Source organism: Helicobacter sp. NHP22-001 (genome assembly GCF_030270165.1).
Taxonomy (GTDB): domain Bacteria; phylum Campylobacterota; class Campylobacteria; order Campylobacterales; family Helicobacteraceae; genus Helicobacter; species Helicobacter gastrofelis.
In genome coordinates, this window is sequence record NZ_BSWS01000021.1 from 1 (window position 1) to 9522 (window position 9522).

Genomic DNA, 9522 nt, shown 5'->3' on the forward strand with positions numbered 1-9522 from the left:
CAAAGCCAAGACAATGTGAATTTCTACTTGCCTTACATGAACATGGCATATGTATTTATCAAAAAAGATTTCCCCATTCTGGAGTATGAGAAGTTTGTCAAAGCAATGTTGGGCTATTCGCAATCTCATCTTAATACCAATCATGGGGCGTGGGGTATACTCTTTGATATTACTTCTGCGCTCGTACTAGGTGACAACGCGCTCTTGCAAAAAAGTGCCAAGAGATGGCAAGAGTGGATATTTGTAGCCATAGATAGCGATGGGGTCATAGGCAATGCGATCACTAGGAGCAACACGAGCAATTACCATGGCGGTCCCACAAAGGGTATCAAGGGCATAGCCTACACAAATTTTGCCCTTCTTGCGCTCACGATCTCGGGGGAGTTGCTTTTTGAGAATGGCTATGATTTATGGCATAGCAAAGCTGGAGAGAGGCTTGCCATGGCATACAACAAAGTGACAGCATGGATTCTAAACCCCCAAACATTCCCCTATTTTCAGCCCAATCTCATCGGTGTGCACAACAATGCTTATTTTATTATCCTAGCTAAGCACTATACCAATCCGGGTGCAGACCGGTTAATCGCCCAGGGTGATTTGCACGAAGATGGCTTTAGACTCAAGCTTAGATCACCATAGATATCCCACCAAACAGCATGGATCGCCAGTTAGGTTGGCATCTGGCGCGCTCTAGGATCGCTTTAAAATTCCTTTTTTACCAGCATTGTCATCTATATTTGCGCGTGTGTGAGATCAAACTCCTCGCCGTTTGCACCACTTGAGAAAACCGCCATACACGCCTTTGGTAGGCACATCCAACATCTTGTAGATAGCCATGTAGCCTAATCCTTTAGCGCGCAACACGCGGATGTAGTCTAGGTGTGGGTCGTATTGGGGGTGTTTGCGTAGCCGTCCTTTTTGCCAGCCTAGCTTTTTGCCCTTAGCTTTGAGTGCTTGTAGTCCTGCCTTAGTGCGTTCGCTGATGAGCTCTCTTTCTGCTTCTGCTAGATAGGCGTAAATGGCTAGCAAGAGTTTAGAAGTGGCGTTGTTGCAATTTGAGAGTTCGGGTTGGCGTATGAATACAAACTTAATGCCCCGCTTATCCAGCTCTAGCAACAAGTTGATGATCTCGTGCATGGTGCGCCCTAATCGGCTGATCTCAGTGGCAATGAGTAAATCCCCCTTTTGGAGCTTGGCTTTCAGTTCCTCAATGCGTCTTTTAGCCTGTGTCTTGGTCGCGCTGATCTCAATGGCGATTTTCTCATCTATGCTAAGTCTGTGTTGTTGGGCGTAACACTCTATGGCGTGGTCTTGGCTATGCATGTCTTGCTTTTCTGTGGATACACGGATGTAGGCAAACACCCGACTAGCTGTCTTTTCTACTTTTCTACGCATTGCACTTTAACCCTTGTTTTAAGATATTTCAATAATTATACTTAGGCAACCCCTTAAGTATGATTTATAAGAAACATAAAACGGGCGTTAAAGGTTACATCCCCAAAGGCTTCTTAGGTGTCGTGCTCTGCGTGGGCTGTGGGCTTTTGAGTGGCTCTGTGGGTTTAGGCGTGGGCTTGCTTTTGCTGGGTGTGGGGGTGTCATCTTTGGTCTGTTTGGCTTGCTCTTGTGCTCTTTGTTTCGCCCGCTTTTCTACTTTGCTCCTTGCATACCAGCCTTTTGCGTGTTGTTGTCTTTTCTCTTTGTGCGTGTCCCTAAGCTTTTGTCTGTTTAGGCTAGCGATGTAATCCATGGTCTCACGCATAAGCCCCCAGTCGTCTTTAAAAGCCACAACATCAATCTGCGGTAAATCTTTGCCTAAGAAGTCGTAAAGGCGGATATTCAGTCCCTCAAGGCGTGGTTTAAACCATACGGGGGCTATCCTTGTTTCAAAAGTTTAAAAGCGGGCGGGGGGGTTCTCACATTTTCTAGGATACCCTCCCCTTCTTTCTCTTGCCAATGGGCGAGTCTGTCGTAGTCATAGCACTTCTCTATAGCGGTCGCTAAATCCACATCGCCCCCAACGCTCAAGCCCTCTACCCCCTTGTCATCGTCCCTTTCTACAATCTCTAGCCGTCTTTCCAGTCCACTCCTTCTAACACATTGTTTCCCCCTACCCAGTCCAGCAATTTGGCGTAGTAGCGTTTGATGGTTTCTAGTAGCAAAGCTTCATAGTCGGGTTTTTCAGCTCTACCAAAAAATAACCCACGCCCCTTCAAATCTTCCCATTCGGGCTCTTTCAAGGCAAAATAGCAAATGCGTTTCCCCACTAAAAAGCCCACAACGGGGTATCCCTGATGTCTAGCCACTGCAAAAAAGCGCTCATGGTTAAGGCTGTTTCTAAGACGGCTGTTTGCATAGACATTTACGACATACTGGCTTTTTCTCAGTGCCTCATTCTCTTTCTCTAAACTGCTAGCCTTTTGCTCTGCCTCTTGCTTTTGGGCTGTAAGCTCTACGATCTGCTTATCTTTCAGCGCGCTAGCGGCATTCAAATCCTCAACTGCTTTGGTGTGGGCGGTGTTTAATTTCTCAAGCTCTTTGGTGTGTTTCTGCCTCAAGTCCTCAAGCTCTGGGGTGTTGCTTGTTTGGCTGGTCTCTAGCGCGCTGTGTTTGGTCTCTAACGCCTTGTGTGTTGTTTGTAAGTCTGCTAGGGCGGTCTCTGCTTTTGTCTTAGCGTCTGTGAGCTCTTGGGCGGCTTCGGGGCTTAGATAGTCTTTGTATTGCTCTTGCAGGGCTTTATAAGCTTCCTTGTGCTCTTTAGCCTCTTGCTCTAGGGCGACAATGCGCTTCTTTAGATCATCAATGTTTAAGCCCTCATCTTTTAATGTCCGCAACGCCTTATAATCTCCTTGTGTAAAGATTTTGTATTCACCTAAGCGTTGATTAATGTCTTTCCATTGCAGTCTTACATTCTCAAGTAAGGGCTTAATCTCCTCAATGGTGAGCTTCTTGTTGTGTGGCACTACAAAACCCGTTAGGTCTGTGAGCGTGGTTGTGAGTGTGGCTAATAGCTCCTCGTTGTTGGCTTCTAGCTCTTGTTTCTGTTGCTCGAAGTTATCGCGTTGTCTGCCTACGATTGTGTTAATGCGTGCCAGCTTGTTGTTTTCCTTGTTGAGCTCGGTATTAGAAGTTTCAAGCTCTTGCTTCTCTTGGGTTAGGGTAGCCTCTCGATCTGCATAACGCCTTACAGCCCTCTTAGTCAGCACCTCTGTCTCGCTTACTATGTTATCCCAAGTTATGTGAATGCCAGCGCGGTCTTGTTCTGTGATTAAGCCGGACAGATCATAAAAGATGTCAAGCGTTTCAATAAGTCTGCCTAATTCCTCTTTCTTCTGCGCGTTATAATCCCCAAGTTCTTTAGAGTGGTCTCGGTTTAACTTCTCAACAACTGCATTGTGTTTCTGCCTTGTCTCATTCATCAACTGGGCGTAAGCTCTAGGCTCAATGCGTTTTCTGCCACTCTTTTTCACAGCCTCACCCCTTTGCATGCCTAAGATGTCGGCGGTCTCGGTTTGAATGTTTCGTAAGGTTTGGTTAGTGATGTATTGCTTTCTAAAAAGGCTCTTGCCCGTATTCTCATCTAGCGTAACAAACTCTAAGTGTGCGTGTTGGTTAAGGCGGATGTTGCCCTCCTCATCTTTATGTCCCTCATCTCTGTGGATAGCGATTTGGTAGCATTGAAACCCGTATTTGGTTTTAAAGTGGTCGGCTAGCCTTTCTAAGTCCTGCATAGTGGTGTCGGGCTTAATATTGACAACGGCACTCCAAAGATAGCTTGTAGCTCTAAACTTCTGCCCTACATGCTCTTTGTAATCTAGTATGGCTTTTTTGACAATAGCATTCTTTAAAGCCTCTGCTTGATCTGCGCTCCTATTAACTTCTACACCACCGCCCACTTTTTCAACATCTTCTTGCGGTAGTAAGTTACTAGACTTTTGTGAGCGGTCATTATGATATGTTTGGATTTCGTTTTCAGTTTTAATGAAGTGGATTGAGGATGTGTTACCCATTACCCCGCCCTCCTTTTAAAAGACTATTTCTTTGGTGCTTTCTTTTGTGCTACCTTATGACGCGCGTTGTCTAACTCATCCTCCTGCACCTTTAACAACTCAAGTTGCTTATCAATCTTAGCCAGTTGTTTTTCTAAATTTATTTTCTCGGCTTCTACTTTCGCTTTTGTTCCCACACAATGTTGAGTTTTCGCTGTAACTCCCGCTCTGTCAATTCAGTTAAAGGCTTCTTAGGCTTCTTGTCTTTCTTGCCTGTAGAAACTTTAGCGGGCACTAAAGATTGTGTGCTAGTGGCTTGTGTTTCGCTGTCCGTTTGTGGGTTGTTCTGTGGTAACATCTAGGATTGGTTAGTTTGCTTATTATACCAAGTCTTTAAGCCCCTACGGCGTTTGAGTAGCAAACTAACCAAAGGAGCTTGCGACTGATACCCTTTAGGATTGGTTAGTTTATAAACTAACCATTACTACGCAAACACTTCGCAAGCTCGTTTGGCTAGTTTGCCCTGCGGGGCTTCTAAGTGATAGGTGGCAATGCTAAATAGTGTTTTCTGTCTTCCGCACTTGGATAGTCTAAGCACTGATCTGCTACCCTGATGTAGTTGTATTCAAACCTAACAAACCCCACTCCATAATGCGCTTTGAGCGTGCGTTCTACTTCTTGTCGGCTATGCGCTCTAGCCATCGCGTTTCTAAGCACGACACAAAAGGCTGGATCAGGCACAAGAAACTCACAGCCCATTAGCTTTCCTAATTTGCGGGCAATGTTGTTCCATACGGGTGTGTCAAATTTCTCTGCAAGATAGGCATACACGCCATACTTCTTACCGCTCTTAAAGTCGTAAGCGATGTTATCATCTGTGATAGAATACTTAGCCGTAGCGGTTTTAATCATGCGATAAGTCCCCTCCTTGTATTCTCGCACTACTCCCTCTAGCGTGTTGATGAGATCAGCGATGTGGATAGCGTTAATTCTGTCCTTATCGGCGATAACGATGTGTCCGTGGCTACTAGATGTAGTTTGCGATGATTTAGGCAGTATAAAGGGTTTGTGTTCTGCTCTGCGTGCCTCTTGCTCTTGGCGTTCTTGGATGAGCTCTTGTGTTGCCATTTGAAAAATCTTATCCACGCGTGTTAAACGCCCTTGCACGACAATAGAGTCTATTAGTGGTGGTGTTGTGTGTCTAGCGTAGTAGCGTGCCATATCTCTCAAAGGTGCGTCATCCACATAGGCAATTAGCCCTAGCTTCTGTGCAAATATCTCTTGGAATTTGCGAAACAACTCTTTGTCCTTAATAAGCTCAATGGGTGGTGGGCTCTCAAGAGGGATGATAATCCTAAAGCGTTCTACATCAGGGCGTGAATCATTCTCTTTGAGTTTCTTGTAATTGCGTGAGGGCACAATACCAAAGGCAATGCCATAATGCTTCAACAGATCACGCGCGCCCTTGATACTTAGTGGTTGCTTCTTGCTATCCTTGTCGTTATCTACATCGTAAAAGAGAAACGGGTGCAAGGCTAACACATTCTCGCCACTGCGCTGGTGCTTAGTAGAGTAGTCTAGGCTAAAGTGTGCCACAGAAACATCGTAGCTGATTGCATGCAACAACACATCTTGCCACTTCTCAAGCTCTATGACTTGCCAATGATCCAACGCATGGTAGTTGCTCGGGTTTGATAGACTAATAGCGAATTTACTCATGTGTGCTCCTTGACTTTCATCTTGTGCGGTCTTATCACCCAATCCCGTCTATCTGTGGTAGGCACAACCTCAATACGCAAGTGCTCCATCAACACATCTAGGAAAAGCTGGTTTTTGAAGTTGCTTTTGATCTCAACGGCTTGTCTAGGGGTGTAAAACTCAGGGATGTCGAGCTCTTGCATCACCCCCTCTAAACTCCGTCCAAACCAGCCGTATTTCCCATATCGTGGCTTATCTTTGAGCACAGATTGCAAAATCGCAACCACAGCCGCGCGGTGTTTTAGTTTAACTTGTTTGAGAGTGGCAAAGCCATTGTGATAGTGTCGCCTGTCAATGGGAGTGCCCTTTTGCACGAAGTCCAAATACTCCTTAGATAACCAAACTTCTAGCTGTGTGTCTTTGCTGATGACATCGCTCACAATCGCCCAACCATCAATCCGCGCGTGCTGTAAGTCTTCTAGCCCCCGTTCTAGGAACTTGTAGTGGTTAGGCGCACAACCCCCAAAGATTAATCGCGTCAAGACATACCGCGTTGTGGTGATTTTGAGTTGCCCGCTCTTTGGCTCAAAGCCCTTGAATTTCTCCTCACAGCCCAAGGCTAATAGGCATTCTAAGATTGTCTTGTGGGACATCCTCAAAAGCGTTTGTGTGAGCTTATAGTTGCGTTTTCTCCATTGAATTGTTCTTGGCAACTTGTGATCTAAATCGCTTTGTTTGCCTCTTTTTTGCTCACTAATGGGCGCGAATAGGGAAGTAGCACACTCCGCCACGCTGGTGGTAAAAAACTCTTTGGGGGGTTTAAACTTGACACTCTTTTGCGTTCGTCGCCCTTGCGATGCTTCCAATGCTCTGGTTATGTTATCCATCACCCTATCTGTTGCCATTTTCACACACTCCTCAACATTCCTGTGCTATAATCTCGTGCTTTTGGTTTTAAAAAGGAAAGCCATCTTCGGGGGTGGCTTCCTCCTTAACGACATCTAACTCCTTAACGACATCTAAAACTCCATATCCCAAACGGGTAAAATACAAGGGCGTGGTGCTTTTCCCTAAGTTCTGTTTGCTGAAGTTCAAACGCACTAAATTTTTGTTTTGTGCGAGTGCTTGTAGCCCCTCTATCTTCTCATCCTTGTTTTCCTCATTCTCAAAAATGGCTTCTAAATTCTCTCTGTCCTCCTCCTCAAAAGTCGCCACTTCCGCTTTATCCTTAGAGAGACTGCTTTTCTTTTGGAGTGTTACAGAGCTCATCGTCAAGTGGTAGCGGACATTATCTACTAGAGCACTCGCACCTCTTGCGCTGGCACTCTCATTCTTGTAGTTCATCGCGCCTATTTTGCTAGAGTGGTGGATCATCAAAATGCCGACATTAGCCGAGCGCGCTAAATCTCCCAAAAGACCTACTAAAAGCGTCATCTCTTTGTTGGAGTTTTCATCAAGGGCGTGGAAGCGACTAAGGGTGTCTAAGATGACAAGCTTGATGTCTAAGTCATATTTATGGCGTTTCTCCTTAATCAATATTTCTAGGGCGCGTGCTAGTCCCGTGTTCTTAACGCGGTTGCCCTCTGCGATGAGAAACTTTGCCTCTCTCCTAAACCCCGCCACAACATCAATGGGAATAAAGTTATGATCTAGACTCTTTGCCACAGGGTTGGGGTTGGTGATGAAGCCCTGATCTATCCTATGCTGTAAAATGCGCCACACCCGATAATCAATCACATCTTTATCGTCCTCGTTACTCAAGTAGAGCACCCCCCCGCGTGATTGCACCAAACCATTGAGACTAGGGAGCGTGTGTGTGGTGTCTGCCATACTCATCGCTATTGTTAGAGCCAAAAAGCTTTTACCACCCCCCCCGCTTGAGCTGAGTAACCCACAAGTGCCTCTTTTGAAACCTTGTAGCAAGAACTCAGGATCAGGGAGCTCATCCATTGCACAAAGCTTAGAAGCCAGCATGCCACGCACCCTAAACGCATTTTCCCACGCACTAAACGAAACTTCCTCCTCAAACTGACCTACCGGTGTGCCAATAGGCGTGTTGGAAACTATCTCTTTAACTTCCTCCCATGTTTTGCCGTCAAACCTAGCCTCGTCCTCTTTGGGCGCGATGGGCACAATACGATTAAGGTGTTTCAGGCAATGCCATTCCTTTAAATCCTCCTCACTCAAGGAAACGCGTTTTACTTCATCTCTCCAGTCTTTTTTTCTTGAACTCGCCATCTCAAAACTCCTTTCGTTTTATATTCCTATTGTGCCCAAAAGCATACCATACTTTTACTAAAAAATCAACAAACTTATTAGCTAAATCTGTATAAAAGTTTGTTAAAATAAACCCCCAAATAGTGGGAATTTGTATTTTTAATGGCGTAAAAGTTTGGTAGTAGCTTTTAAAAGTATGACACACACGCGTAAAAGTATGTCCCATAAATAGGGCACTCCGTGAATTTTCAAAATCGCATTATAGGAACGCGCGCGCGTAATTACACTTAGCACTGCGTGCTACACTGGCGGCGTGTAGCTACACGCACTTTTAGTGCTATCGCCTAATCGCTGACGCTAGGCGAGTCTAAGTGCTAGCACACGCTCAGTGCTACGCGCGCGAGATAAAAGAGAAAATACCCCCTAAACCCCCAAACCTCAAACAAAAAAAAAAAAACCTCCACTCCACATAGATACACCTAGGCTAAGTGAAACTAAGTGGAATGGAGGATTTTTTTACAAGATAACAAGGCTAAAAGCCACACAGAGATTTTGCAACACCCAAAGACTCTCGAATCTTGTAAGGCACATGGATTCTCAACCAACCAGCGTTTTTTTGCCAAAAGACGCTAGAGCTTTTAGCCCTTGTTCTGTGTTCTCAAAATTAGACTTTGGCATGTCAATCGTGACTTGAAAGAAACAATGGCGTTTTTAGCCTCGTAGAAGCCTCGTTAAACGAAAAGATGAGGGGGGGGTGCTATGTTGGTATTCTTTTGTGGGTCAAAGCGATTGTAGGGCATTTTAGAGGGGTTTAAGCGATATGTGCCCTATTTTAGGCGGTTGGCAAGGGTTAGAGACGGGGGAGAAAATGCCTAGAAATGCCCTTATCGTGGGGTTTCGTGGGGTGCGGTTTAAAAACGGCACTTTTAAGCTTAAGGTTTGGCAATTTCCTATTTTTTTTGCGGGTTTATCTGTTTAAGCTTTTTCTTAAGGTTAGGGGGCTAAATCCCGTGAGTGCAACCCTAGCTATTAGCCTTTGCTCTTAAGTCGCTATTTAAATTCACACATTCCATGTTAGAATTATATTATAAAACATACTATAAAACCGGTTAAGATCCGGTTTGTTTCTAAGACATGGGTGTGATACACCAAGTGGAGATGGTACATGAAGAGATTTGTTTTGCCCTTATTGTTTGTTTGTGCCCAAGCCCATGCCCAGCAAGACTACTTTTTTAAGGATTTTAAAGCGATAAACTTGCCAGAGAAACTCCATCTTGCTACAAGGCTCACCAAAGAAATCCGACCCTGTGCGCACCTTAATGCCCAGCGCCACTACACGCCCACAGGGGTGCGCCAACCAGATCAATGCACTAAGAGTTTTAAAAAATCTGCCACCATGGCCTATGATTTTGCCCTGGGTTTTCATGTTAGCAAGAATCAACAATATGGCTTGAGAGCTAGATATATCTTGAATGCCTGGGCTAAAACACTGCAAAGTGCAGACACACACCAAAGCCAAGACAATGTGAATTTCTACTTGCCTTACATGAACATGGCATATGTATTTATCAAAAAAGATTTCCCCATTCTGGAGTATGAGAAGTTTGTCAAAGCAATGTTG

The 9522-nt window shown here is 45.1% G+C and carries 9 protein-coding genes; 2 read left to right on the forward strand and 7 right to left on the reverse strand.

Annotation, left to right across the window (positions count from 1 at the left end; genetic code table 11):
- The coding region (locus QSJ47_RS07905; protein WP_285602991.1) for an alginate lyase family protein at positions 1-639 on the forward strand (639 nt) is incomplete at its 5' end.
- Positions 640-753: 114 nt separating this feature from the next.
- Here QSJ47_RS07905 and QSJ47_RS07910 read toward each other — a convergent pair.
- The 7 genes from QSJ47_RS07910 to QSJ47_RS07940 all read right to left on the reverse strand — a co-directional run bounded on the left by QSJ47_RS07910 (position 754) and on the right by QSJ47_RS07940 (position 7922).
- The gene (locus tag QSJ47_RS07910; protein WP_082344379.1) at positions 754-1395 is read right to left on the reverse strand and encodes a recombinase family protein; all 642 of its coding nucleotides are present in this window, start codon (positions 1393-1395) and stop codon (positions 754-756) included.
- 94 nt (positions 1396-1489) lie between these two features.
- The gene (locus tag QSJ47_RS07915) at positions 1490-1759 is read right to left on the reverse strand and encodes a hypothetical protein (RefSeq protein WP_221272699.1); all 270 of its coding nucleotides are present in this window, start codon (positions 1757-1759) and stop codon (positions 1490-1492) included.
- 113 nt (positions 1760-1872) lie between these two features.
- The gene (locus tag QSJ47_RS07920) at positions 1873-2025 is read right to left on the reverse strand and encodes a hypothetical protein (RefSeq protein ID WP_221272698.1); all 153 of its coding nucleotides are present in this window, start codon (positions 2023-2025) and stop codon (positions 1873-1875) included.
- 38 nt (positions 2026-2063) lie between these two features.
- On the reverse strand, positions 2064-4007 hold the full coding sequence (locus tag QSJ47_RS07925; protein ID WP_285602992.1) for a coiled-coil domain-containing protein: 1944 nt from the start codon (positions 4005-4007) through the stop codon (positions 2064-2066).
- A gap of 513 nt (positions 4008-4520) precedes the next feature.
- Positions 4521-5705, reverse strand: coding sequence for a hypothetical protein (locus tag QSJ47_RS07930; protein WP_285602993.1), 1185 nt, complete (start codon positions 5703-5705; stop codon positions 4521-4523).
- Positions 5702-6589 (reverse strand): hypothetical protein, encoded by an 888-nt coding sequence (locus QSJ47_RS07935; protein WP_285602994.1) that lies wholly within the window; start codon positions 6587-6589, stop codon positions 5702-5704. Before QSJ47_RS07935 ends, QSJ47_RS07930 begins: the two co-directional genes overlap by 4 nt.
- A gap of 49 nt (positions 6590-6638) precedes the next feature.
- Positions 6639-7922 (reverse strand): AAA family ATPase, encoded by a 1284-nt coding sequence (locus QSJ47_RS07940; protein ID WP_221272700.1) that lies wholly within the window; start codon positions 7920-7922, stop codon positions 6639-6641.
- A 1144-nt stretch (positions 7923-9066) separates the two neighbouring features.
- Here QSJ47_RS07940 and QSJ47_RS07945 point away from each other — a divergent pair.
- Positions 9067-9522: alginate lyase family protein (locus QSJ47_RS07945; protein WP_285602995.1), on the forward strand; the 456-nt coding region annotated here is incomplete at its 3' end.

Excerpts from the sequence above, each read along its gene's own strand:
- QSJ47_RS07910 (WP_082344379.1), bottom strand. The coding sequence starts at position 1,395 with ATGCGTAGAAAAGTAGAAAAGACAGCTAGTCGGGTGTTTGCCTACATC.
- QSJ47_RS07915 (WP_221272699.1), bottom strand. The coding sequence starts at position 1,759 with ATGCGTGAGACCATGGATTACATCGCTAGCCTAAACAGACAAAAGCTT.
- QSJ47_RS07925 (WP_285602992.1), bottom strand. The coding sequence starts at position 4,007 with ATGGGTAACACATCCTCAATCCACTTCATTAAAACTGAAAACGAAATC.
- QSJ47_RS07930 (WP_285602993.1), bottom strand. The coding sequence starts at position 5,705 with ATGAGTAAATTCGCTATTAGTCTATCAAACCCGAGCAACTACCATGCG.
- QSJ47_RS07935 (WP_285602994.1), bottom strand. The coding sequence starts at position 6,589 with ATGGCAACAGATAGGGTGATGGATAACATAACCAGAGCATTGGAAGCA.
- QSJ47_RS07940 (WP_221272700.1), bottom strand. The coding sequence starts at position 7,922 with ATGGCGAGTTCAAGAAAAAAAGACTGGAGAGATGAAGTAAAACGCGTT.